Annotated in this window: 26 protein-coding genes; 23 read left to right on the top strand and 3 right to left on the bottom strand. The window is 38.6% G+C overall.

What is annotated here, in order from left to right; translation table 11 throughout:
* Position 1 precedes the first annotated feature (1 nt).
* The 4 genes from NFR51_RS04785 (at position 2) to NFR51_RS04770 (ending at position 4,456) form a co-directional block, all read left to right on the top strand.
* Positions 2 to 889: a glycosyltransferase family 2 protein gene (locus NFR51_RS04785; RefSeq protein ID WP_251712574.1), complete on the top strand. Its 888-nt coding sequence runs from the start codon at positions 2 to 4 to the stop codon at positions 887 to 889.
* Positions 890 to 913: 24 nt separating this feature from the next.
* Positions 914 to 1,330, top strand: coding sequence for a glycerol-3-phosphate cytidylyltransferase (tagD, locus tag NFR51_RS04780; RefSeq protein ID WP_202229696.1), 417 nt, complete (start codon positions 914 to 916; stop codon positions 1,328 to 1,330).
* A 108-nt stretch (positions 1,331 to 1,438) separates the two neighbouring features.
* A complete protein-coding gene (locus tag NFR51_RS04775) occupies positions 1,439 to 3,079 on the top strand; it encodes a surface protein (protein WP_251712573.1) in 1,641 nt (546 codons plus the stop codon).
* A 9-nt stretch (positions 3,080 to 3,088) separates the two neighbouring features.
* On the top strand, positions 3,089 to 4,456 hold the full coding sequence (locus NFR51_RS04770; protein ID WP_251712572.1) for a DUF2142 domain-containing protein: 1,368 nt from the start codon (positions 3,089 to 3,091) through the stop codon (positions 4,454 to 4,456).
* 96 nt (positions 4,457 to 4,552) lie between these two features.
* On the opposite strand, the gene NFR51_RS04765 is transcribed toward NFR51_RS04770, so the two are convergent.
* Positions 4,553 to 6,151, bottom strand: a complete 1,599-nt coding sequence (locus tag NFR51_RS04765; RefSeq protein ID WP_251712571.1) for a GH25 family lysozyme — start codon at positions 6,149 to 6,151, stop codon at positions 4,553 to 4,555.
* 174 nt (positions 6,152 to 6,325) lie between these two features.
* Here NFR51_RS04765 and guaB point away from each other — a divergent pair, with 174 nt between their 5' ends.
* From guaB to NFR51_RS04710, 11 genes are all read left to right on the top strand, one after another.
* Positions 6,326 to 7,807 (top strand): IMP dehydrogenase, encoded by a 1,482-nt coding sequence (guaB, locus tag NFR51_RS04760; protein WP_251712570.1) that lies wholly within the window; start codon positions 6,326 to 6,328, stop codon positions 7,805 to 7,807.
* 295 nt (positions 7,808 to 8,102) lie between these two features.
* Positions 8,103 to 9,779, top strand: coding sequence for an S-layer homology domain-containing protein (locus NFR51_RS04755; protein ID WP_251712569.1), 1,677 nt, complete (start codon positions 8,103 to 8,105; stop codon positions 9,777 to 9,779).
* 220 nt (positions 9,780 to 9,999) lie between these two features.
* On the top strand, positions 10,000 to 10,176 hold the full coding sequence (gene rpsU, locus NFR51_RS04750) for a 30S ribosomal protein S21 (RefSeq protein ID WP_003134539.1): 177 nt from the start codon (positions 10,000 to 10,002) through the stop codon (positions 10,174 to 10,176).
* A gap of 180 nt (positions 10,177 to 10,356) precedes the next feature.
* Positions 10,357 to 11,292: a competence type IV pilus ATPase ComGA gene (gene comGA / locus NFR51_RS04745; protein WP_251712568.1), complete on the top strand. Its 936-nt coding sequence runs from the start codon at positions 10,357 to 10,359 to the stop codon at positions 11,290 to 11,292.
* Positions 11,240 to 12,259, top strand: a complete 1,020-nt coding sequence (gene comGB, locus NFR51_RS04740; RefSeq protein ID WP_277613152.1) for a competence type IV pilus assembly protein ComGB — start codon at positions 11,240 to 11,242, stop codon at positions 12,257 to 12,259. Before comGA ends, comGB begins: the two co-directional genes overlap by 53 nt.
* A gap of 7 nt (positions 12,260 to 12,266) precedes the next feature.
* Entirely contained in the window at positions 12,267 to 12,584 is a 318-nt protein-coding gene (comGC, locus tag NFR51_RS04735) for a competence type IV pilus major pilin ComGC (protein WP_251712567.1), read from the top strand.
* Positions 12,571 to 12,975, top strand: coding sequence for a competence type IV pilus minor pilin ComGD (gene comGD, locus NFR51_RS04730; RefSeq protein ID WP_251712566.1), 405 nt, complete (start codon positions 12,571 to 12,573; stop codon positions 12,973 to 12,975). The genes comGC and comGD overlap by 14 nt, the downstream gene beginning before the upstream one ends.
* Entirely contained in the window at positions 12,947 to 13,249 is a 303-nt protein-coding gene (gene comGE, locus NFR51_RS04725) for a competence type IV pilus minor pilin ComGE (RefSeq protein WP_251712565.1), read from the top strand. The genes comGD and comGE overlap by 29 nt, the downstream gene beginning before the upstream one ends.
* Positions 13,227 to 13,655, top strand: coding sequence for a competence type IV pilus minor pilin ComGF (gene comGF, locus NFR51_RS04720; RefSeq protein ID WP_251712564.1), 429 nt, complete (start codon positions 13,227 to 13,229; stop codon positions 13,653 to 13,655). The genes comGE and comGF overlap by 23 nt, the downstream gene beginning before the upstream one ends.
* Positions 13,656 to 13,657: 2 nt before the next feature.
* Positions 13,658 to 13,831 (top strand): hypothetical protein, encoded by a 174-nt coding sequence (locus tag NFR51_RS04715; protein WP_251712563.1) that lies wholly within the window; start codon positions 13,658 to 13,660, stop codon positions 13,829 to 13,831.
* 55 nt (positions 13,832 to 13,886) lie between these two features.
* The gene (locus tag NFR51_RS04710) at positions 13,887 to 14,732 is read left to right on the top strand and encodes a metal ABC transporter solute-binding protein, Zn/Mn family (protein WP_251712562.1); all 846 of its coding nucleotides are present in this window, start codon (positions 13,887 to 13,889) and stop codon (positions 14,730 to 14,732) included.
* 70 nt (positions 14,733 to 14,802) lie between these two features.
* Here NFR51_RS04710 and NFR51_RS04705 read toward each other — a convergent pair whose 3' ends face one another.
* Positions 14,803 to 15,684 carry an RluA family pseudouridine synthase gene (locus NFR51_RS04705; RefSeq protein ID WP_251712561.1) on the bottom strand — a complete coding sequence of 294 codons (882 nt, stop codon included), beginning with the start codon at positions 15,682 to 15,684 and terminating at the stop codon, positions 14,803 to 14,805.
* A gap of 71 nt (positions 15,685 to 15,755) precedes the next feature.
* Between NFR51_RS04705 and NFR51_RS04700 the strand changes: the two genes are divergently transcribed.
* The 6 genes from NFR51_RS04700 (at position 15,756) to NFR51_RS04675 (ending at position 22,428) form a co-directional block, all read left to right on the top strand.
* The gene (locus NFR51_RS04700) at positions 15,756 to 18,050 is read left to right on the top strand and encodes a PBP1A family penicillin-binding protein (protein ID WP_251712560.1); all 2,295 of its coding nucleotides are present in this window, start codon (positions 15,756 to 15,758) and stop codon (positions 18,048 to 18,050) included.
* 165 nt (positions 18,051 to 18,215) lie between these two features.
* Positions 18,216 to 20,051 (top strand): acyltransferase family protein, encoded by a 1,836-nt coding sequence (locus NFR51_RS04695; protein ID WP_338147369.1) that lies wholly within the window; start codon positions 18,216 to 18,218, stop codon positions 20,049 to 20,051.
* Between the two features lie 41 nt (positions 20,052 to 20,092).
* Positions 20,093 to 20,242, top strand: coding sequence for a 50S ribosomal protein L33 (rpmG, locus tag NFR51_RS04690; protein WP_251712558.1), 150 nt, complete (start codon positions 20,093 to 20,095; stop codon positions 20,240 to 20,242).
* 5 nt (positions 20,243 to 20,247) lie between these two features.
* Entirely contained in the window at positions 20,248 to 20,445 is a 198-nt protein-coding gene (gene secE / locus NFR51_RS04685) for a preprotein translocase subunit SecE (RefSeq protein WP_202229724.1), read from the top strand.
* A gap of 112 nt (positions 20,446 to 20,557) precedes the next feature.
* A complete protein-coding gene (gene nusG, locus NFR51_RS04680) occupies positions 20,558 to 21,103 on the top strand; it encodes a transcription termination/antitermination protein NusG (RefSeq protein WP_277612219.1) in 546 nt (181 codons plus the stop codon).
* Between the two features lie 14 nt (positions 21,104 to 21,117).
* Positions 21,118 to 22,428: an MATE family efflux transporter gene (locus tag NFR51_RS04675; protein ID WP_277613151.1), complete on the top strand. Its 1,311-nt coding sequence runs from the start codon at positions 21,118 to 21,120 to the stop codon at positions 22,426 to 22,428.
* Between the two features lie 46 nt (positions 22,429 to 22,474).
* Here NFR51_RS04675 and mscL read toward each other — a convergent pair whose 3' ends face one another.
* Positions 22,475 to 22,855, bottom strand: coding sequence for a large-conductance mechanosensitive channel protein MscL (gene mscL, locus NFR51_RS04670; protein WP_251712556.1), 381 nt, complete (start codon positions 22,853 to 22,855; stop codon positions 22,475 to 22,477).
* A 310-nt stretch (positions 22,856 to 23,165) separates the two neighbouring features.
* Here mscL and rpsJ point away from each other — a divergent pair, with 310 nt between their 5' ends.
* The gene (gene rpsJ / locus NFR51_RS04665; protein ID WP_003129973.1) at positions 23,166 to 23,474 is read left to right on the top strand and encodes a 30S ribosomal protein S10; all 309 of its coding nucleotides are present in this window, start codon (positions 23,166 to 23,168) and stop codon (positions 23,472 to 23,474) included.
* A gap of 14 nt (positions 23,475 to 23,488) precedes the next feature.
* Complete coding sequence (gene rplC / locus NFR51_RS04660) at positions 23,489 to 24,112, top strand: 50S ribosomal protein L3 (protein ID WP_202229732.1); 624 nt, start codon at positions 23,489 to 23,491, stop codon at positions 24,110 to 24,112.
* Positions 24,113 to 24,122 lie beyond the last annotated feature (10 nt).

Raw genomic sequence — 24,122 nt, 5'->3', positions numbered from 1 at the left:
CATGGGATATAGTTTGACAATTCTGACCCCTACATACAATAGAGCATATGTCTTACCCAAGCTTTATGAAAGTTTAACAGGGCAGACCAATCTGGAGTTCACATGGTTAGTAGTCGATGATGGAAGCAGTGATAATACAGAAGAGCTAATCAACGAATTTATCAAAGAAGAAAAGATAAAGATTGTCTATATTAAGCAAGAAAACGGTGGAAAGCATAGGGCCCTAAATACAGGAGCTAAAGCGGTTACTACTGATGCTGTATTTGTTGTAGACAGTGATGACTACCTGACTTCTGATGCAGTGGAAACAATTCTTAGCTCATGGAATATTGTAAAAGAAAACGCGCTTATGGGAATTAGCCTTTTACGAGGCTACAGTGAAACAGAGGTAATAGGGGAAGAGTTTCCTGAGAACTATCTCATTAAAAATTTCAATGAGGTCAGGTATAATATGGGGATAAAAGGAGATAAGGCAGAAATCATAGATGCTGAAATTATGAAATCAAGTCCATTTCCAGATATCCCTAGCGAACGCTTCATGAGTGAAGGAGTGGCTTGGAAAGAAATGGCTAAAAAGGGCGACTCACTCTTTATTAATAAGATTATCTATATCACAGAATATCTTGAGGATGGCTATACAAGTTCTGGCAGAATGCTACTCATCAATAATCCACTTGGAGCCATGCTCAATGCAAAGATGGCGATGACAGATGAATTTACTCTAAAAGTTCGTTTAAGAAATGCTCTCCTGTACATTGCTTATGGCTACGTTGCGCATAAGAATAGAAAAGAGATTGTTCAAGAAAGTGGTCAGAAAGCCCTTGTTCAGTCGTTACTCCCATTTGGTTGGTTGTTTTACCACTACTGGAAGCTTAAATATAAATTTTAAGTATAGGAATTGAAAGGAAAAAGAATGAAAACAGTCTTAGTTGCAGGAACATTTGATATTATACATGAGAGTCATATCAATATGCTTAAAAATGCGCGTAATCTTGGTGATCGCTTGATTGTTATGGTTTCTACGGATGAGTTTAACTGGAATGAAAAACAAAAACGAGCTTATCAGGAGTATGATACGAGAAAATATATCTTAGAAGCAATACGCTACGTTGATTTGGTTGTGCCAGAACAGTCATGGGATGATAAAGCGCTCTATATTGATATGTTCGATGTCGATATTTTTGCCATGGGAGATGACTGGCGGGGCAAATTTGATAACCTTAAAGAACAGTTTCCAAATTTGAAAATAATGTATTTTCCACGTGGAAAAACATCTTCTTCTAAAATAAAAAAAGACCTTTGGGAAATGTATCAAGAAAAAGAAGAATAATTCGTAGGTAAAGATGGAGAGCTCATGTTAGAAAAAAATCTACCCATATTAAAAAGAAAGATGCCATACATACTTTTTTGTACGTTTTTTGGCCTCCTTTTTTTGAACATGCTATTTGCCCCAGTAAAAGCACAGGCTGCACAAGTAGAGAAATTATCGACTAGAATTGAAGTGAGCAATAACGGTACACCTGTCATAAATACTTCTTTTAGTGCCTTGAATGTTGAAGTTGCTATGCAGCAAATCAAGAAAGGGGAATTTTCACAAAGCTTTCTTGAGGGGGGAGCATGGAAGACCTTTCTTCAAAGTGCTCCAAAATGGATGAAAGTTCAGGGAGACGAAGTTCTTTTTGATAATGGTTTGAAGTTTGGTCCAGGAATTATACTTAGTGATACAGATGCTAGAAAAATTATGAACAGTATCCTGGTTTCTAATGGGAAAGCTATTATTGAGCAATTAAACTTAGAAACACCAGATGTACCAGAGTCTCCAGTAGCTTTTTATCAACCAGGCAAATTTACAAATAAATTTACCGATCAAAAAGGAATTGCAGAAACAACTTTGTCTGCAGGATTAACGGCCATTTTAGATGCTCAGTCGAACTATGTCAAGTTGATTGATGTGCAGAACAACAATCAAACTTTTTCCATTGATTTAGAGAATACGAGTCCAGACTTGAAGTTTAATTTGCAAAGTGTAACTCCAGAGGAGAAAACCACTTTTGGTCAGTATGTTGTTTCATTGGATCAGAGTCTGGAATATCATCTTGTCATCAACCGAAATCTACTGCACACGACAGATTCAGTGACATTGTCCCTGCCTGCTAATTCTCAACTCGTTGTGGACTCCATAGAGAGTTCAAATCCTGAGGTGAAAATTACTCCAAATATTCTTGCCTTTGATGAAAATACTGCAAGTGGTCCCTCTCCCATTGTTGCTGCAACGGTAGATTTTAGTGAGGGATTGAATCAAGATATTGTTGTTGTCGTAAAGACACATATGAATAAAGCACTGATTTCAGCGGCAAACCCGCTTGAACTTAATCTAACTTTGCAGGCAACGATAACTCAAAATGGAAATGGTATCCAACTGGCGACCACTCCTGATTTGGTTACTTCGGGTATTAATTTTGCTATGATTGACGGTGAAAAACTATCTTTGGCTTCTGGTGCAGAATACGTTTTGGGACGCGAAAGAGGAGAAGCAAAAGAGATATACTCACCTGATGGTTCTTGGAAAGAAGTGGGAGACTTAGACACCAATCTTTCTTCTGTTGCCGAAGTCATTAAGGGGGGAAGAAGATACACGATTGCATCTGGAAGTGGCGCTATCCCTCTGGCTACGACTCGGTTTAACTTTGACTTAGACAAGAACAGGGACATCAATCGCTCCCTTATCCAAATATATGGTTTGAGTAAAGGTGAAAAGTATTTTCTATATCAGATTAAGCCCGCACAAAACTATACGGCAAACAATAAGATTCATTATTTTGATGTGGATTATTCTCATCGAATTTCAAAGAATGGAACTTTAATCAGTGAAAGCACTGTTTCAAAATCCAACACAGCTCTTCCGACACTTAATGGGCGCATCCCAGATTTTTCAGCAGGAGAAAATGAATATCACCCATTATTGATTACTGATGCTCCTGTAAGAAAAATAGATGTGCTAAAAAAGATAAGTATTAGCATTGTTGTTTTTATTCTTATAGGCGCTGTTTCTGTTTTTGCTGTCATTAAATATTTGTAAGGAGATTATATGAAAACTAAAGAATTTGATAAGGTTGAGAAAAATCTCCATAAAATTTATTTTGTAGTAGCGGTGATAATCAGCAGTGTTCTCTCTATTGGAATGCCCTTGTTTAGTGAGCCGGATGGACAATGGCATTATTCGGTGAGCTCAAATATTGTCCATCTCAGCAATGATTTGTCTGCCTATGGTGAACCCATAGGAACAGGTACGGATGTTCAGGAAGTTGCCTATCAGAGAGGCGATTGGTTTGAAAAGTACTTTGAAAATCAAATTGTAAGAATGCCGATAGAGAAAATTCCAAGAACAAGTTCCATCCCTCCTGTCTTAAACTTTAATTTTCTAGGTCATGCAATCCCAGCCCTTGGCGTATGGCTAGGTTATCATATTTATCCATCTGTTGGTGTCATGGTTGTCGTTGGGCGCTTGGTTTCTAGTTTAGTTTCTAGCTTTGCGATTTGTATGATTATTAAGTACTTGAAACGGGGAAAGTTGCTTTTTATGGCGCTTTCCCTAACACCAGTTATCGTAGCTACAACAGCAAGTTTATCTTATGATACACTTTCTTATATTGCAGCATTACTGGTTTTCATGCTTACGATAAATGTTTATGAAGCTAAGCGCATGAATTGGAAGTATGCACTTGCGATGCTTGCCACGACAGTTTTTGTTATGATAGGGACAAAAACAAATATAAAGATTTTAGTGGCTCTTTTTCCACTAGTGCTTTTTGTACTATTTCTTCAACGCCGTCAAGAGCTAGGAAAAGGTAATTTTCTTAACTTGAACCACAGAAAGCTTGTGATTTTGGGTGTTGCTGGTACGGCATTGCTGCTATTGGCTTTGGCTGCTGTTTTTACTCTTAAACCTAGTTTATTGTTTTCAGCTTACCGGATCATTATTAATTTCACAGTGAATTTAGCACCGGGTCTTTCAACGAATAATATATTTATCGGCTTGCTTGTCTCCCCTTATCCAGGTTACAATTACATGCCTTATTGGGTGGCCGGAGCATGGTATATTCTCTTAGTGCTTGTTATGCTGTCCGAGGAGAAGTTTGTAAAATCAAAATTATTAAGTTTCGGAGCTTTAGGGCTTTTTCTCGCTAATTTTTTAGGCGTTTATCATGGATTTTTGACATTTTTGGGAGCGGGCTATAACCCTGCACCGAATAACATCGTTGCAGGGGCAATCTATGGGCAGCAAGGCAGGTATTTTACACCATTTATTCCCTTGCTTGCTTTGGGGCTGGCCAATACAGCTCTTCCACTCAAAATATTGCCTAAACGCTCCGTCCTATATTTAACTGTCGGCCTTGCTTTTGTTTCTAACTTTATCTTAATTTTTGCTACCTTGTTTGGTATCTATTATCTGTAATAAGAAGAGTAGAACAAAAGTTGCCTTTGGGATTCTAGAAGTTCAAAAAACGCTTAACCCTATGCATAAAACATGCCAGGTTAAGCGTTTTTTCTATTATCGTAAAGTGTTGTAAAAGCGATTGATAAAGGCTGCCATCTCTCCACGAGTAATGCTGGCATCAGGTCTAAAGGTAGTAGGCGTGTAGCCTGTTGTGATTCCTTTTGATTTTAACCAGTTGATGTCATTTTTGAACATGTTACCATTTATGTCTGTGAAAGGTGAGTTATAAGTTCCTGAAGCTGGTGCTTTCCCCATAGCTTTGGCTGTACGATGCAAGAAGGCCGCCATTTGTCCACGGGTTACATTTCCATTTGGATTGTAGTGTGGTATCGTGCCATTTGAAATATTTGCTGCTGTCAACCAAAGAATCTGATTTTTATACTGGTTGATATCCGTATAAACATTGAATGGAGGTGTATAGCCTGGAGCTCCAGCTAAACGGTGAAGAAATACGGACATCTCACCGCGAGTGACATTTGCATCGGGATTATATGTAGTTGGTGTGTAACCTGTGGTAATTCCAACACTATAATTCCAGTTGATATAATTTTTGTAGATGGAGTGAGAGATGTCTTTAAATGGAGAAGAACCTGGATTTTTAACAGGAAGATGAGCAAATTTCACTGAAATTCTTGGAAGCTCTCCGCTGCTAAAAATATTCGCATAATCAATGCTTACATCTAAAGGGCTGCGTTTACTAAAGTTTGTAAAGTACATTTGGCTTGTATATTGCCATGCACCAAACTGCGTATTTTGGAGATTAGATGCACTAGGTTTTCCGTAAAGATACTGGGCAATCCAGAGATTTTTTGCCCCCAATTTTTTTGGCTCCATTTGACCGGTTCCATCAACGGCCCAAGCTTTTGAAGTGTAATGACGTGTGGTAGCAAAGCCTTGTTTTTTAAGCTGATCTGCAAAGTTCTGTGAGGCAATTGTCCAATCCCAGTAGGGCATACTGCCGACACTGCCAGCTGGAACATACTCAGCATCGTTAATCATGATAGTGCTCGCTGGAAGTCCATACTGTTTAGCGATTGAAGCAAAGAAATTTGCTTCTGCTCGAGCTGTATTGTTTACTGTAGCTTGAGCAGTTCTGCCTGACTCAGAAAAGTGAGAGAAATGATAAACGGCAATTACAAGTCCAGCCCTTTGTGCCATTTGGATGTGTGATTTGGCATAAGGATTGACATAATTTGTACTTTCGGTCAGCTTGACGATGACTGTTTTAACGCCCTGCGCCTTTAACTGGTTGAAATCGCTTTGGGTCATCCAAGATTGCCAAGAAGCGATATCAACCGCATCTTTACGCGGCAAACTTGCATCATTGGAAACAAGATCTGAAGGGGCATTTCTTAGATTTGTTTGCTCACTTTCTCTGGCAACTGATCGACGAAAACGGCTTGCATTTTTAGGGATATCTGTTTCCTCAGAGAGTTCCTCTTTAACGGTTTGCCCATCTTCATCAACCGCAGCCAAGTTTCCTTGAGCATCAAGAGGTGCTGCCATAGGATTTTCGGCTGTTTGTACTTCGGCATAGTAGCCCATTGGGTGGTTATCTACTGGAACTTCAGCAATTTCTGCCTTGACTGAGTGGGCAGCAAGAATGCTGAAACATATTCCGGTCAAAACGGCTGCTTTTTTTATGTTAATCATTTTTTCCTCATTACTATATTAATTATTAGTTTTTCTATCACTACTTATTCTACCAAAAAGCACAAAGCAATGAAAATTATTTAAAAAAATTTTTTTAAAATGAGTAAAAAATCATTGAAATCCCTAAAATATAGTGATAGAATAGTAAAAATATATATTTGGAGGATAAATTTAATGTCAAATTGGGAAACAAAGTTTTTGAAAAAAGGTTACACTTTTGATGATGTATTGTTGATTCCAGCGGAATCACATGTGCTACCAAATGAGGTGGACATGCGTACCAAATTAGCGAAGAACTTGACATTGAATATTCCGATTATCTCTGCTGCTATGGATACTGTGACAGACAGTAAAATGGCGATTGCAATGGCGCGACAAGGTGGACTTGGTGTTATTCATAAAAATATGAGTATCGCTGATCAAGCAGAGGAAGTACACAAAGTAAAACGTTCAGAGTCTGGTGTTATCACCGATCCGTTTTTCTTAACGCCTGAGCATAAGATTGAAGAAGCTGAAAACTTGATGGCCACTTACCGTATTTCTGGTGTACCGATCGTTGAAACATTAGAAAGTCGTAAACTTGTGGGAATCTTGACAAACCGTGACCTGCGCTTTGTTTCAAACTATAATCAAGAAATCAAAAATGTTATGACTTCTGAAAACTTGATTACAGCACCTGTGGGCACTTCATTGCGTGAAGCTGAAGAAGTTCTTCAAAAGCACAAGATTGAAAAACTGCCATTGGTTGATGAAAGTGGCAAACTTGCAGGTCTAATTACAATCAAGGATATTGAGCGTGTGATTGAGTTTCCTAATGCAGCAAAAGATAGCCAAGGCCGTCTCTTGGTTGCTGCAGCAGTTGGCGTAACTTCGGATACTTTTGACCGTGCAGAAGCACTTTTCGCAGCAGGAGCAGATGCCATTGTTATTGATACTGCGCATGGTCACTCTGCAGGTGTTTTACGTAAAATCAAAGAGATTCGTGATCACTTCCCAGATCGTACCTTGATTGCAGGAAACATCGCCACAGGTGAGGGGGCACGCGCGCTCTTTGAAGCAGGTGTTGATGTCGTTAAAGTTGGTATTGGCCCTGGTTCTATCTGTACAACACGTGTTGTAGCAGGTGTTGGTGTACCACAGATTACTGCTATCTATGATGCAGCAGCAGTTGCGCGTGAATATGGTAAAACAATCATCGCTGATGGTGGAATCAAATATTCAGGCGACATTGTGAAAGCTTTGGCAGCAGGTGGAGATGCAGTAATGCTTGGTTCAATGCTGGCAGGTACAGATGAATCACCGGGAGAATTTGAAATTTTCCAAGGACGTAAATTCAAAACGTATCGTGGCATGGGTTCGCTTGCGGCGATGAAGAAAGGTTCAAGCGACCGCTACTTCCAAGGGGCTGTCAATGAAGCAAATAAATTAGTACCAGAGGGCATTGAGGGCCGTGTTGCCTATAAAGGAACAGCTACAGACATCATTTTCCAAATGGTTGGTGGCTTGAAATCAGGAATGGGTTATACTGGCGCAGAGAATATTCTTGCTTTGCATGAATCTGCACAATTCATCGAGATGTCAGGTGCTGGATTGAAAGAGTCACATCCGCATGACGTGCAAATCACCAAAGAGGCTCCTAACTATTCAGTACAATAATTAATAAAAGCAACTTTGGTCTGTTTCTATATAAGGCTGCAATTCTCAAGAATTTCCGTATGATAAAAGACAATTTATATCAACGCTTAAGAGGGGAGAGACATCTCTCCTCTTTTTTTGCCTGTCAAAATGTCATTAATTTATGACTAGACTTGTGGGGAAAATGATAGAAGACACTGAACAGTAATTTTTGTATTTTGCTTTCTAATGGGAAGCAGAATCTTAGAAAATATGTTAGGATGAGTATGAATAATTAGCAGTTAGATAATGAATGAGAGAGTTTGTGGGAGAAAGTATGAAAAAAAGGAAGTTTGGCTTGAAAAAATATCAAAGGCTTTTAATGCTGGGTACAGTGTTTTTATCCTCTTTACAAGGTGTCGTTACAGGAGCTAGTGAAATCACTACTCATAGTTCTTTAGATAGAATAGAGGGAGCTGATAATAGTGGCTCATCAGAAGCACCAGAGAGTGAAGGTCCCCAATATATGGATGAAAGTCCAGTCAGTAAAGACACGAGCAGTTCTGTTGCAGGAACTGTTCGCTCAGATACTGAAGAAGTTTCAGACAACAGTAGTGAAACTGAGAGAAAGGTTAATGCAACTGAAATTAAGCCAGAGCAACAAGCCGAAGAACAATCTGAGTATAGTTTAGATAGGGGGAAAAATCTACCCAAGATTCCAGTTAACTTAAAAGCATTAGCAGTAAAAAATCCAGGTTCTTCTCCATTTAAGGACATCTCTCACTCTATTTACAAAAATTATATCAACTGGAATTATAGTGTTGGAATTACCACAGGTTACACACCAACTACATATAAACCAGATTATTACGTTACGCGGGGTGAGATGGCCGTATTTCTCCACCGTTTAGCTGGAGCTCCAGGCTATACACCTCCATTCAATGTTTATACGGATATCAACCAGTATAAAAATCAGATTCTTTGGTTGACAGCAGCAAATATTTCAAATGGCACGATACCACACTACAATCCAAATGGAAATGTAACCCGTGGACAAATGGCAGCCTTTTTGCATAGAATGGCAAAAGAATCTGGAAAGACGCCAAAGGACGGGAAGTACGATTCACCTTTTAAAGATGCTCAAAACAGTATGTTTAAAAATGATATAGGTTGGTTATATTCTAAAGAAATCACGACAGGTTATACACCAACCACATTTAGACCGGATGCATCGATTACACGAGGGGAGATGGCAGCGTTCATTTATCGCTTTTATAATAAAGTTGCAACAGTAGAACCTCATGTGCCAGTTGCTGATCCATGGAAATATGTCATTTCACATCGAGGAAGTGCAGAACGTGTAGAACACACATTTGCGGCGTACGACTTAGCAATACAGCAAGGCTCAAAGAACATTGAACAAGATGTTGTGGTTTCAAAAGATAAAACTTTATATGTTTCACATGATTTATCAGCCAAACGCTTGACAGGAGTGGATAAATTATATTCAGAGATGACTGATTCTGAAATTTCAAAACTTAGAGTAGCTAATGGAGAACCAATCCATACTCTTCAGTCCGTATTTGAGAGATATGGGAACAAGGTGAATTATATTGTCGAACTTAAAGCTGCAGACCCTCTTGCACAGGTCGTCCCTTTTGTGAATATGGTTCGTCAAAATGCTTTGGAAAATAATGTTGTATCTCAAAGTTTTGTGGAAGAGGTTCTCAAGAAAGTAGATGTTGTGGCTCCTAATATGCCCCAAATGCGCCTTGTAGGTACTCAGGCAGAGTTTGAACAAGCCTTGAATTCATCGGTGGCTCATACGATTTGTATGGTTTGGAGCATCATGAACAAGGATAATGTTGATAAAGTACATAAACAAAATAAAGCTGCGAGTGCTTGGACTTTGAGTAGTGAAGCGGATATTAAAAAAGCAATTTCTTTAGGCGTTGATAATTATTTCACAAATTATACAGGTTTAGCTATTCGCTTGGAAAAAGAATACAGATAAGTCAGATATAAAAAGGCATAAGCCAGCAGTGTTGAGCTTGCGTAAGAGAGTAAACTCCGCTTTTTCTATCTTTTTTCAAGAAATCCGTCATTATTTTTGGCCTACGGAGATTTACGACATAAACATAGTGTAAAAGAATTTGACAAACTAAGAAAAATTTGATAGAATGCTAAAGGTGCTCTTTAGGGAGCAAATATGAAAATGAAATGGGGTGAAATCAATGTCAAAAACTATCGTTCGTAAAAATGAATCGCTTGACGACGCTCTCCGCCGTTTCAAACGTTCAGTAACAAAAGCTGGAACTCTTCAAGAGCTCCGCAAACGTGAACACTACGAAAAACCTTCTGTAAAAGCTAAACGCAAGTCAGAAGCTGCACGTAAACGTAAAAAATTCTAATTGAAAATTTTGAGCCTGTCTTTTGAACAGGTTTTTTTCATTTCGCTTTACTTTAGTTCATCAGGAGGGACACACGCAATGCGGAGCACAGCAAGCTGTGTTCTTTTTTTTTCAAAAATATTGTGACAATGCACGAGTTTTTTCGTACTAATCAGTGTGGTTTATCTAAGGGGAGACAGAATGATACAAGATTTGGCGAAAAAAATTTTACATCAAGCAGTAGAAGAAAAAGTGCACGATCTTTATTTAGTGGCTGTGCGGGGAAGTTATCAACTTTATTTTCGTACAGCGACCGAAAGAAGATTTGAGCAAGACCTATCCCTTGAGCAGGGGCAAGCCCTGATTGCGCATATGAAGTTTGTATCTGGTATGAATCTCGGAGAAAGTAGACGAGCACAGTTAGGCTCTTGTTCTTATGTGTTAGACGGCAGGGAACAGCGCTTGCGTCTATCTACCGTTGGTGATTTTGAAGGACAGGAGAGCATGGTTATACGTCTCTTGCACCATGGACAAGTTCAATTAGATTTCTGGCATAATGATATCTTTGAAGATATGATCGGTGGGAGGGGGCTTTATCTTTTCTCAGGACCGGTTGGTTCAGGTAAAACCAGCTTGATGTATGAATGTGCGCGGCAGTATTTTAAAAATCAACAAGTTATTTGTATTGAAGATCCAGTAGAGCTTGTCGAGGAAGAGTTCTTACAGCTTCAAGTGAATAAGGTAATCGGAAATGACTATGATGCTTTGATTAAGCTTTCCCTTCGTCACAGGCCTGACTTGCTTATTGTTGGAGAAATACGTGACAGTCAGACGGCTAAAGCAGTTTTACGGGCAAGTTTGACAGGCTATACTGTTTTTTCGACAGTCCATGCACGCTCCATCTCAGGCGTAGTTGCGCGCTTGAAAGAACTGGGATTAACGGATTGGGAGTTGCGTTCCAGTCTTCAAAGGGTAATTTATCAACGCTTAATTGCAGGAAAAGGACTGCTTGTTTATGAGAAAAAAGAATTTGAAGATTGGCAGCCGGAACTCTGGAATGCACAGATTGATCAGTTGGTTACAGATGGATTTATCTCACCTGCTACAGCTTCGCAGGAAAAAATTGAGCCTCGTTAGACAAATTAAACTTATTCAGTTGATGAACAATCTTTTCACGAGCGGCTTTCATATCGGAGAAATTATTGATTTTCTTGAGCGCTCTGGCTTGACGGAAAAGCAATTTACCTCTCAGATGAGAAAGGGTTTATTGAGAGGAAAGAGCCTTTCAGGTATTTTAGATGATCTCAAGTTTTCTGGAGATGTCGTGACACAGTTGTCTTTGGCAGAATCACATGGGAATATTGAACTTACGTTAGGTTTGGTTGAACAGAATCTGACTCGCGTTTTGAACATTCGAAAAAAGTTGATTCAAGTTGCTACTTATCCCTTAATTCTTCTCGTTTTCTTGACTTTTATTATGTTGGGACTGAAAAACTATTTATTGCCCCAACTGGAAGAAAACACGAGTCTAGCCGTTAAAATTATTCAAAACTTACCCCTCCTTTTTTTATCGAGCATACTAATGTCAGTTGCTTTCTTCCTAATCTGCAAGCTTTATTTTAAGAAAAAGACGGCTTTAGAAAACATGAGAGTACTTGTTAAACTGCCCATCATAGGAAGTTTTGTACAGCTTTATCTGACCGCTTATTTTTCAAGAGAATGGGGCAACTTGCTTGCTCAGGCAGTGGACTTACGTCAAATTTGTTTTATCATGGAGGAGCAGAAAAGTCGTATTTTCAGAGAATTTGGTTTAGAGCTTCTTTATTCATTGGACAGTGGGAAAAAGTTTGAAGAAGCATTGAGGGTTTATCCGATATTTACAAAGGAACTTTCATTGATTGTTGAGTATGGGGAACTCAAGTCAAAATTGGGTCAGGAGCTGATGGTTTTTTCTGAAGAAAGCTGGTCAAGATTTTTTGAAAGAATAGAAAGAGCAATGCAGCTTATTCAACCACTGGTTTTTCTGATTGTCGCAGTATTGATTATTTTAATTTATGTCGCAATGCTACTTCCCATATACAATAACATGGGATCTGTAATGTAAAAAAGATATGGAGATAAGGATGAAAAATAAAACCCTAAAAGCTTTTACTTTGATTGAAATGCTTGTTGTTTTGCTTATTATTAGCGTTTTACTTTTGCTATTCATTCCTAACCTAGCTAGAGAAAAGAAAAATATAGAAAATACAGGTCAGACTGCTGTTGTGAAAGTTGTTGAAAGTCAAGCGGAGCTCTACCAGTTGGATAAGCAAGAGGGCCCAAGTTTGGGAAAACTTGTTTCTTCTGGTTTGATTACGCAAAAGCAAGCTGACAGCTATAACGACTATTATTCAAAAAATCCTAATGCCAAACGTCATGTACCGAATTAAGGGATTCACTCTTTTAGAAAGCTTGCTGGTTCTTTTCATATGTTCCTTTGTCATTATGGTTTTTGCAGGTTCTGTAAGGCAAGGGATACGTGTTGCACGTGCTGAGATTTTTGTTTTACAGTTTGAGCGCTTGTATAAGGACACACAGTATCTTGCGAGCCTAAAACGAGAAAGTCAGACATTACAGTCTATAAAAGGTTATTTGCGTAGTCAGGAGGAAGAATTAAAGGTACCAGAGGAAGTGGAAATCAATGATTTCTCCATTACTTTCGATAAAAATGCAGGAAATTCAAGTTTACAGAAAATATCCCTCTATCTGCCTTATCAGGGGAAAACGGTATCTTATCAATTAGAAATCGGAAGTGGAAAATATAGGAAAAAAATCTCTTGAAGCTCATATTTTGTTGGAGAGCATGGTAGCTATGACTTTACTCATTTTTTTAGTCACTTTTGTTTTGAATCAAGTCATACAAGTCAAAAAACAAACATATGAAGAAAATAGGAAAATAGAGGCACTAAATGTGGCGCTTATGGCGGTAGATATAGGAGAGGAACGTTTGAAAATAAATGATGTAGAAGTTTTTATTGAGGAAAGCCCTTCAAAAATCGTTGTCTGGGAATCTGGAAAGGTACTTATCACTCTTGAAAAAAAGAAAGCTTTATAGCTTCACACTTTTGGAATCACTTATTGCTTTACTGGTATTATCTGGGACCTTCTTATTGTTTTTAAGTATGACAAAGCTTTTTCATGAAGAAGTGAAACAAGCCACAATGGATCATACACAAGACTGGCAATTATTTTGTAACTTGATGCGAGGTGAGCTTGAGGGAGCAAAATTAGACAAAGTAGAGGATAACTATCTCTATGTAAATAAAAAAGTTCCTTTGCGATTTGGTTTATCCTCACGCGGAGATTTTCGAAAAACAAATGCAGCTGGCAGAGGTTATCAACCTATAATCCACCATTTGAAAAAAGCAGAGATAAGTCAAAAAGGACAGAAGATAAAAATTATTCTATTTTTTGAAAAAGGAGGCAGTCGTACATTTTTATACAGATTTTTAGAGGAGTAAAATTGAAAGCGAGTATTTTAGCTTATACTCTTGCTCTTTCTCTTATATTTAGCTTACTTTTACAATACTATTTACAGGGAGCAGTGAATGCTAAAAAACAAAGAGTGCTGCAACGTGACCGTTTAGAAACTCAACTAAGAGAAAAGCTTGATAAGCGTTTAGAAAGTGGAAACTGAACTAAAAAATACTTAACTGGTTGACATTATTTCAACTTTATATTATACTAGCTTTATGAAAAAATATACTCTCTTATTACTTATTCCTGTTTTGCTCTTTTTGACGGCCTGTCAAAAAGCAGCAGACAGCAAGCCGCAAATTGTAACAACCTTTGAGCCAATGTATGAGTTCACTAAAGCTATCGTAGGCGATAAAGTTGATATTGTCAATATCGTTCCTGCTAATCAAGAAGCGCATGATTTTGAGCCGAGTGCCAAAGATATGACTACTTTGACCAATGCAGATGCTATTGTTTACAATTCAAAAAATCTTGAAAAGTGGGCATCTTCTGCGAAAAACAAAGGTATAAAAATAGAGGCCAGTACTCCTGTAGAAAAGATTGGCGATGACCCTCATACATGGGTTAGTCCAAAGTCTGCTCTTCTAGAAGTACGCTATATTGCGGAAGAATTGTCTAAAAAATTCCCTGAATATAAGGAAGATTTCACTAAAAATGCCGACAGCTATATGGATAAGTTGAAAAAAATTGATCAGGATTTTGATCAGTTAAAAACGGCTAAGAACAAGACGTTTATTACACAGCATGAAGCTTTTGCCTATTTGGGACGTGACTATGGCTTGACACCCGTTGCTATCACAGGACTTGATCCAGAGATGGAGCCCTCAAGTTCCACTTTGATTAAACTGAGAGACGAGATGCGAAAATCCAACTTAAATACAGTTTATTCAGAGGAGAATTCTAGCAGTAAACTTGCAGAAACTCTAGCAAGAGAAGCGGGAGCTAGATTATTGCCTATTAACCCAGTTGAAGGACTGACAGATGAACAAAAAAAAGCAGGCGAAAGTTACCTGACAATTATGGAAGAAAATCTAAGAGCTTTGAAAGAGACAATTAAATAGAACTTAAGCTTATTTTAAGAAGTTTTCACTATAATAAGGTTCTTCCTAAAAAAATCTTTTCATAAAACTCCTAGAGTCCACTTTTAAAAAGTGGACTTTTTTCATAGAGGAAAGTATCACTTGGAGCTTCTATTTCGATTGGTTCCTCAAATAATGGATGAACAAAACTTATTTTTTCAGCATGAAGCATCATCCGGTTCTTTATTGAGTGGGGATTATAGAGCGGATCCCCGATAATAGGGTGCCCTTCACTTGAGAGATGAACGCGTATTTGATGAGTACGCCCAGTATCTAGTGTGCAGCGTACCAAAGATTGCTTCTTATTCTTGTCCAGAGTTTCTATATGAGTGATGGCTTTTTTCCCTTTTTTACTGACTACATATTTTTGGCGATTGTGCCGGTCTCTTCCTATATTTTTATGGAGAGTTAAGCTTTTTTCGCTAAAATGACCTTGGATGACTGCATAATAGGAGCGGTGAATTTCGTTTTCTTCAAACATTTTCCCAATAATGGGCAAGATAAATTGATTTTTAGCAAAGAGAACGGCTCCAGAGGTTTCTTTATCTAAACGGTGTACGACAAATACTGGGGCATTGAGAGAGGCTGTAACGTGATTTTGTAGTGCCAACTCTTGAGGACTATTGCCGTGTGTTTTCATACCTTCGGGCTTATTGACGATGACAAGATGTTCGTCTTCATATAAGATATCTGCGAGCACCGGATTTCCCGGTTCAACAGTAAGAGAAGCAAAATCTTCTTGATCAAAAATAAGTGTTATTTCGTCGCTTGGTTCAACAGTTTCTTCCCAGCTTGCAAGCAGTCCATTGATGAAAAGATGCTTTTTCATACGCAAAAGATGTCTTTGCTTGCGAGGCATTGACCATGTGTACTCTAATAGATGCGAAACACTTTGCTTTTTAATTTTTTTTGGTAAAATTAAACTAAATTTCATATAGAGTATTGTAACACAAAGCCTTTTTTGTTAGAATAGGCAAAACATAGAACAAAGGATTTTTTAAATTCATGTCAGACAAAAACCAAAGTTTTAGCCGGCGTGCTAAAAATAAGACGTCATCTAAAAGTATAGAGAAAAACAATAATATAGAAGAAAAGGCGATGAAAGAAGCGGAAGTTCCGCTTGAAGACCTGAGAGGTATAAAAAAATATTTAAGAATCATAGCGCCTTATACAGAGAAAATAAGGCAGTTTTTACGTCCAGTCAAACGCTTTTGGAAGAAGTATAACTTAACCAAGATCACCATCATTGCTGTGTTGGTCATGATTTTAGCAATTGGGTCTTATCTTTTTTATTTGGCTAAGACAGCCAATGTTTCAATTTTGCAAAAATCAATTGATGCTCAAACACAAATTGTAGATAAAAATGGGGATGAAGCTGGGCTTCTTTATGGCAGCAAGGGGACAACTGTTAAGTTTGACCAAATTAGTGACAATATTAAAAATGCTGTTGTAGCGACAGAAGACCGCACATTCTATGAAAATCATGGGGTAAACCTCAGTCGTTTTGCTTTAGCCACCTTTACTTTTGGACGGTTTGGGGGTGGTTCAACAATTACCCAACAGCTGGCCAAAAATGCCTATCTTACTCAGAAACAAACTATTGACCGTAAAGCACGTGAGTTCTTCTTGGCTTTAGAAATTAATAAACATTACAACAAGCAAGAGATTCTTGCAATGTATTTGAATAACGCTTATTTTGGTAATGGTGTTTGGGGCATTGAAGATGCGAGTAGGAAATACTTTGGCGTCTCTGCAAACCAAGTCACAGTAGATGATGCGGCAACACTCGCTGGTATGCTTAAAGGACCGGAAATTTACAACCCACTTTATCAGGATGGAAAATACGCAACGCCGCGACGTAATACTGTCTTACAAAACATGGTAAGCGCGGGTTATCTAACACAAACTGAGGCTGACAGTTATGCTTCGATTGATCTAAAATCCAAGCTTAAAGATACCTATGTTCCTCAGTCATCAGCTTACAAATATCCAAGTTACTTCAATGCTGTAATCGCTGAAGCACAACGTAAATATGGTCTCAGTCTTCAAGATATCATGAATGATGGTTACAAGATTTATACGACTTTAGACCAGAATAAGCAGGCAGGGATGCAGGTTACTTATGATAATGTTGCTCTTTTCCCCCAAGCCGCTGATGGTACACATGCACAGTCAGGCGCTGTTGCGATAAATCCAAAGACTGGGGGTGTCGAAGCGCTTGTCGGGAATGTTACGTCTGAGAATCATAACAGCTTTTTCGACTTTAACTATGCGACACAGTCCAGACGCTCTACGGGATCAGTTATCAAACCTCTCATTGCTTATCTCCCCGCTGTTCAGGCAGGTTGGGCGATTGACAAAATTTTAGAGGATAAACCTACAACTTATCCGCCAAATAACTGGAAACCACAGAATTACAGTGGTGAATATCTAGGCACTGTTCCCATGTATCAAGCTCTGGCGAATTCCTATAATATTCCAGCGATTAACACTTATCGGGCTATCACGCCTGAAAAAGGTAATGCTGTGGGACGGGAGTTTGGTTTGAACCTTAAGAAGGAAAACGAAAATGATACTTTATCAACAGTTCTTGGCTCTGGTGTTGAAACGAATCCTTTGGAAATGGCACAGGCCTATGCAACATTTGCCAATGATGGAGTAATGAACAGTGCACATCTGATTACAAAAATTGAAAATGCAGCTGGTGATACAATTGCTACAGCCAATGTTACGCAAAAGCGTATTATGACGAAGGAAGTGGCGGAGAAGATGAATGCCATGATGTTGGGTACATTTACGAATGGTTCGGCTTGGAATGCAGCTCCTGCTAGTTATGCTATGGCGGGTAAAACGGGAACCAACAATACAACGGACCAATGGGTTGTCGGGTACACACCAGACATTGCGATTGCACTTTGGATTGGCTTTCCAAATGAAACAAATGAGCAACAACAACTGCAGGGGACGTCTGAAGGACAACCCTCTGTGATTTTCCGGAATATAGCAAGCTATCTGTTACCTTATACGGCGGGGACAGCGTTCACAGCTGAAAATGCCTATGCCATGCATAACATTGCTCCTATTACCCCAGCCTGGACAGCACTCCGTGATCAGCAAGATGCGATTGTTTATCAAGAGCAAAGTGCGCAAAATACGACAGGGAATATACCGAAAAGTGAAGCTTCTAGCAGTGCTTCCTCAGATTCAGGCGGTGGATTTGATTTCCAAAAAACAGTTGATGATGCCAAAAATGCTGCTAAAAATATTTGGGACAATATTACTGGATTTTTCAATAGGTAAAATGTTCTAAAATATTATTAAAAGTGGTAAAATAGAGATAGTGCATAAGTTAGAAAAAAGTCATGCCACGGCTTTTTTTCTTACAAAAATGTGAGCCAAAAGTTAGTCTAAACAGAGTAAAATAAGTAGTGAAATTAAAATTTATTTTTTAGAAGGAGGACAATGGTGGAAGCAAAAAAACGTTTTGTTAGTGGTTTCAACGGCTTGCGTACCTTAGGGGTTTTTGCTGTCATTTTCTATCATCTCTATCCAGAAAAAATTCAGGGTGGCTTTTTAGGAGTTGTTCTCTTCTTTGTACTCTCCGGTTATTTGGTGACGGACTCATTACTAAGGGAGTTTAAGGGGACTAAAAAGATAAGCCCTCTTAAATTTTGGAAAAAAAGAATGAAGCGTATTTATCCCATGCTTTTGGTTGTCTTTCTGATTGTCTCTCCATATCTGTTGTTCTTCCAGAACAATCAGATGAAAGGTTTGCGGTCAAACTTCTTGTCAAGTGTTTTTATGGTCCAGAACTGGTGGCAGATCCAACAAGGGTCGTCTTATTTTGCTGATTCGGCAGGTGAATCACCTTTTAAACATATATATTACCTCGCAATTGAAGGGCAATTCTTTCTTTTCTGGCCGCTGATAGTCATTTTCTTAGTGAAATTTATTCGCCATAAGAAACATAGTTTTTTATTGATTAACTTTTTAGCTATAATCTCATTGATTTTGATGATTGCCCAGTATAAGGTTGGGCAAGACCCAACACGTGTTTACTATGGGACAGATACACGTGTTTTTAGTCTTTTCATGGGCGCGAGTATGGCTTTCGTCTGGCCACTGAACAAAAGTCATGCTAAGTTGAACAAGAAAGGGCAAGCATTTGGCCGCAATCTATTACTAGGTGTTCTTGCTCTTACTTTGCTCTTGTATATCTTTATGCCAGCGCAGAGTCCAATTACATACTATGGCGGCCTCTGGTTTGTTAGTCTCTTATCGATGCTTTTAATTGCCTTAGTTGTACATCCAGGTTTGAAAGCGAACAGAATATTTTCGAATAGGATTTTTGATTATATCGGCTCTCGTTCCTATGGCATTTATTTATGGCAGCTGCCCGTATTTGCTCTAGCAGCTGCAAAAATTATTAATCCTACAAGCTGGTACAATGTTATCTGGCAGTTGTTGCTGGTTTTTGCTTTGTCTGAACTCTCTTATCGTTTTATTGAAAGCCCACTTGTGGCTTATGATTATAGTAAATTATGGCCATGGATTAAAACAAAGGCAGAAGACATTCAGCGAGAGAGGTGGCGAGCATTACCCAAAAAAGCACTTGCAGTTGTCATTTTAGTAAGCGCTTCCTTGCTTATCATCTTAACCTCTCCCAAGTCTCCACATGATCAACAGGTCTTAGAAGCTAAGATTATGGAACAGCAAAAAGCACTTGAAGAGGCTAACTTGAAAGCTGCAAATGCGCGTGTTAGCGCCCCTCTCAAAAGTATTGCTGAAAAATACGGTGTTGATCCCGTGGTTGCAGAAAGAGCAAGTGAAATGAAAATTTTTGCAGTTGGAGATTCTGTCATGGTCGCAGGTTCAACAGATCTGCAAGAAGCCTTTCCAAGAATGACGATTAAGGCTGTTGTAGGAGAGCAAGTAGATTCAGGGGCGACGATTTTAGCGGAAAATAAGGAGGCTGTTCAAAAGGCAGATGCTATTTTGATTGGCTTAGGCACAAATGGAACACTAACTATTGGGAATACGAATTATGTGGAAAAGATTATGCAAGAAGTTGGTGATAAGCCTGTTTACTGGATTAATAATCTCATGCCCCGTCCTTGGGAAAAGAGTAATAATAATCAGCTAAAAGAGATGGCTAAAAAGTATCCCAATTTGACAATTATTGATTGGCACGGTCTTTCGGAAAACCAAAGTTCATGGTTCTATAGTGACGGTATTCATCCAAAAGATCAAGGCGCGATGAATTATACACGCTTGATTTTGGAAAGTATGGCGAAAAAATAGAGAGATTTGAATTTTTTTCGGAGTTCTGCTAAAATAATAGCATGTTAAAAAAAGCGGGATTGGCATGCACTGTCTGTGGCTCGAGAAACTACTCTCTCCAACTGTCAAAGACAGCAAAAGAAAAACGCATTGAAGTCAAAAAGTTTTGCTCACGATGTGGCAAACATACTTTGCATAAAGAAACGAGATAAAGTAAATGTTTAAATTTATTGGTAGTGTTGTCAAAGAAATGAAGTTAACAACGTGGCCGACACGTAAACAGTCTGTTATTGATTTTTTCATGGTTATTGAATATACTGTTTTCTTCCTCATCTTTTTGATGATTTTCGACTGGGTAACGCAAAATGGTATTACAAGTGCTGTACAGTACCTACTTCCATTTGTACGTAATTAGTGATATAATGAAGGAAAAGGCGAGAGCCTTTTTCTTATACAATCCGTTCAGACCATGAACTTACAAATTTGAAAATAAATAAAAAAGAGGTGCTCAAATGGACGAAAGTACATTGACAAGTTTTGACCAAGGCTGGTTTGTTATCCAAACTTACTCTGGTTACGAAAAAAAAGTTAAAGAAGATTTGCTTGAGCGTGCAGAACTTTATAATATGGCAGATAAAATTCTTCGCGTTGAGATTCCAACAGAAACGGTTCGCACAGAAGTGAACGGTAAAATGAAAGATGTTGAAGAAAATCTCTTCCCAGGTTATGTTTTAGTGGAAATGAACATGACAGACGAGGCTTGGTTTATCGTCCGTAATACACCGAACGTTACAGGGTTTGTAGGCTCACACGGTAACCGTTCAAAGCCGACGCCGCTTTTTGAAGAAGAAATTCAAGAAATCCTTATTGGTATGGGTAAAGTTGTGCGTGAAATTGACTTTGATATCTTCGTTGGTAAGCGTGTGCGCATTATCGACGGTGCTTTCTCAGGATTTGAAGCACCCATTACTGAAGTTTTAGGCGATGACAAGATTAAAGTTATGGTGGACATGTTTGGACGTGAAACACCAGTAGAACTTGATTTGCATCAAATTGAAGAAGTCAAAGGATAAAAAAATAAGAGCGTATCTTTAAGGGTGCGCTCTTATTTACCCTAAATATGAAATCAACAAAAGAAATCTTAAAATTTGCACTTCCCGCTGTTATCGAAAACTTTTTACAAATGTTGATGGGGCTTAGCGATACATTTTTAGTTACTCGACTTGGTCTTGCAGCTGTAGCAGGAGTCTCGCTGGCAAATAACATTATTACTGTCTATCAGGCGATATTTATTGCTCTAGGCACGATATTATCAAGTGTTCTAGCTCGAAAAATGACGAGACAAATGCTTAACGCAGGTATGAAGCTTACCATGCTATTAGGCGGTTTCATTGGGATATTAACGGTAATATTCGCGCAAGATTTGGTTTATTTTTTTGGTGGGCGTGGAGAAGTAGCTGCTTTAGGTAAGACTTACTTGCTTTTAGTTGGTGGAACAATTGTCCTTTTAGCACTGATGACAAGTTTTGGAGCAATTATCAGAGCAAATGGAGATACCCGCACACCAATGTATGCCAGTTTTTTTGCCAATCTCCTCAATCTCCTTCTTTCGGCTATATTGATATTTGTCCTTCATATGGGAGTGGTTGGAGTAGCTTTGGGAACGATGGCATCAAGAACTTTGGCTCTCCTTTATTTATGGAAAAAATTGAAAGAGAAAAATTTACAGCCGACAAAAGATTTTTTCAAAGAAAAAATCAGCAAGGAATTGATTTTTTTGACACTCCCAGCTGCAGGAGAACGTTTGGCTATGCGTGTAGGAGACCTCGTAATTATGGTTTTGATTATTGCCTTGGGCAATCCTGTATTTGCAGGTAATGCTATTGGTGAGAGTATTACACAGTTTAACTATATGCCTGCCTTTGGTTTAGCCACGGTGACCGTAATTTTAGTTGCTCAAGAGTTTGGCCACAAAAATATCAAAGCTATTCGCTCTTATATCACAAGGACTTATTGGCTGGCAAGCAGTATGATGTTTGCCATTGGTTTATTTCTGGTTTTAGGTTCCTCGTTCTTGAGTCGACTTTTTACTTCAGACACAACAGCTCTCGCAGCCAGTCACACAGTTATTCTTTTTTCCTTCTTAGCAACATTTTTTGTCACGGGAACGACAACTTATACAGCGGCTTTTCAAGGAATAGGAAATGCAAAACTTCCCTTGTATACAACAATTATAGGAATGCTCGTCATTCGTGTAGGGCTTGGGTACGTTCTTAGTCAAATTTTTGCATTTGGACTGGAGGGGATATGGTTTGCTGTTCTTGCAGATAACTTTTTCAGATTTGTTTTTCTGAAACTACGTTTTCAGAGAACGATACAGCACTATCTCGAAATCTAAAAAGTCATCCCGCTTAGTTTTGGATGACTTTTTAAATCTTATAAAATTATTTTGAAAGTTCTTTTTCTTTTAAGAGGTCACGAATTTCGCGTAATGTATCCAGTTCTTCGTTGGCTACAGGAGTATCCTCGGCCGCTTTTTTAGGAAAGAGCTTGTTGATTGCCTTAACAATAATGAAGACAATAAAGGCAGTAATCAAAAAGTTCAACACATCATTTAAGAAAGCACCGTATGCAAAGGTTGCACCAGCGACTTTGACAGACATTTGAGTTAGGGCACCATCTTGAACAAAGAGTCCGATAAGAGGATTGATGAGATTGTTAACCAAAGAAGAAACGATGGCTGTAAAGGCTGCACCAATAATAACACCGACAGCTAAGTCTAAGACATTCCCACGTAAAATAAATTCTTTGAATTCTTTAATCATAAGTTCTCCTATTGCTATATGTATATATTGTTATTATATAGTATTTCTAAAGCGATGTGAATTATTTTGTCGCAAAATTTAATTCGGGTAAATTACTTGCCCACCTATGTAGCGGAAAGAAAATAATTTACAAAAAAATTATTTATACTCTTGACAAGACAGGAGTGCTTTGATAGAATGGATAGGTGCTGTAAAAATTGCAGTATTAGCGATGAAGCGAGAGGTTGCGACACACCCGAAAGTATTGCCATACTTCGGTGTCGGTTTTCCCGCTGAGCTAGCCTATTAACAAATAGACGAAGGAGAAAAAATGGCAACTAAAAAAATCCGTATCCGCCTCAAAGCATACGAACATCGTATCCTTGATGCTGCTGCTGAAAAAATTGTAGAAACTGCAAAACGTACAAACGCAGAAGTAAGTGGTCCAATCCCACTTCCAACTGACCGTAGCGTCTACACAGTTATTCGCGCGACTCACAAATACAAAGACTCACGCGAACAGTTTGAAATGCGTACACACAAACGTTTGATTGATATCATTGAACCAACACAAAAAACAGTTGATTCATTGATGAAACTTGATCTTCCAAGTGGCGTAAACATCGAAATTAAATTATAAGAAAGGTAATTCTCATGTCAAAAGGAATCTTAGGGAAAAAAGTGGGAATGACTCAAATCTTCACAGAAAACGGTGAATTAATTCCCGTAACTGTAATCGAAGCAACTCCGAACGTTGTGCTTCAAACAAAAACTGTCGCTACAGACGGTTATGAAGCTGTTCAAGTTGGTTTCGATGACAAACGTGAAGTTTTGTCTAACAAACCTGCCAAAGGTCATGTAGCAAAAGCTAACACAGCTCCTAAGCGCTTCATTCGTGAATTCAAAGGGATCGAAGGCTTAGAAGTTGGCTCAGAAATTAAAGTTGATACTTTCGAAGCTGGAGATGTCGTTGATGTTACCGGTATTTCTAAAGGTAAAGGTTTCCAAGGACCAATCAAACGTTGGGGACAATCACGTGGTCCAATGGCTCACGGTTCACGTTACCACCGTCGTCCTGGTTCAATGGGTCCTGTTGCAGCGAACAGAGTTCCTAAAGGCAAACGCCTTGCTGGACGTATGGGTAATAAGAAAGTTACTGTACAAAACCTTGTTATCGCTCAAGTGCTTCCAGAACAAAACGTTATCCTTATCAAAGGTAACGTACCTGGAGCTAAAAAATCATTGATCGTTATCAAATCAGCGATCAAATCTAAATAATAAGGAAAGG

Source organism: Lactococcus ileimucosae (assembly GCF_943193185.1).
GTDB classification, from domain to species: Bacteria; Bacillota; Bacilli; order Lactobacillales; family Streptococcaceae; genus Lactococcus; species Lactococcus ileimucosae.
This window is presented reverse-complemented; position numbering and strand designations above follow the sequence as displayed.